Source organism: Stutzerimonas sp. S1 (assembly GCF_025966695.1).
GTDB lineage: Bacteria > Pseudomonadota > Gammaproteobacteria > Pseudomonadales > Pseudomonadaceae > Stutzerimonas.
Map to the genome: position 1 here is coordinate 1 of NZ_JAOEIY010000019.1, position 896 is coordinate 896.

Consider the following 896-nt stretch of genomic DNA (forward strand, 5'->3'; position numbering starts at 1 on the left):
GAAGTCGAAGCGCGGCAGATCATGTCGGTGCCGAGCATCTACCTCAACGGCGAGCTGTTCACCCAGGGCCGCATGAACGAGGAAGAGATCCTCGCCAAGCTCGATACCGGCTCCAGCGCCCGTGACGCCGAGAAGCTCAAGGCCAAGGACGCCTTCGACGTGCTGGTGGTCGGCGGTGGCCCGGCCGGCGCCGCCGCAGCGATCTACGCCGCACGCAAGGGCATCCGCACCGGTGTCGCCGCCGAGCGCTTCGGCGGTCAGGTGCTCGACACCATGGCCATCGAGAACTTCATCTCGGTGAAGGAAACCGAAGGCCCGAAACTGGCCCGCGCGCTGGAAGAACACGTGCGTGAGTACGACGTCGACATCATGAACCTGCAGCGCGCCAGCCAGCTGATCCCGGCCGGTGAAGACGGCCTGCACCGCGTGCAGTTCGAGAACGGCGGCGAGCTCAAGGCCAAGACCCTGATCCTCGCTACCGGTGCGCGCTGGCGCGAGATGAACGTGCCCGGCGAGCAGGAATACCGTGGCCGCGGCGTCGCCTACTGCCCGCACTGCGACGGCCCGCTGTTCAAGGGCAAGCGCGTGGCGGTGATCGGTGGCGGCAACTCCGGCGTGGAAGCCGCCATCGACCTGGCCGGCATCGTCGCTCATGTGACCCTGCTGGAATTCGGCGAGGAACTGCGCGCCGACGCCGTGCTGCAGCGAAAGCTCAACAGCCTGCCCAACGTCCGCGTGCTGAAGATGGCGCAGACTACCGAGGTCAAGGGCGACGGCCAGAAGGTCACCGGCCTGGTCTACAAGGACCGCGCCAGCGAAGAGGTGCACGAGGTCGAGCTGGAAGGCATCTTCGTGCAGATCGGCCTGCTGCCCAACAGCGAATGGCTCAAGGGCAC

At 66.6% G+C, this 896-nt stretch carries 1 protein-coding gene; it reads left to right on the forward strand.

What is annotated here, in order from left to right:
• The coding region (locus N8H22_RS20050) for an FAD-dependent oxidoreductase (RefSeq protein WP_264592226.1) at positions 1 to 896 on the forward strand (896 nt) is incomplete at both ends.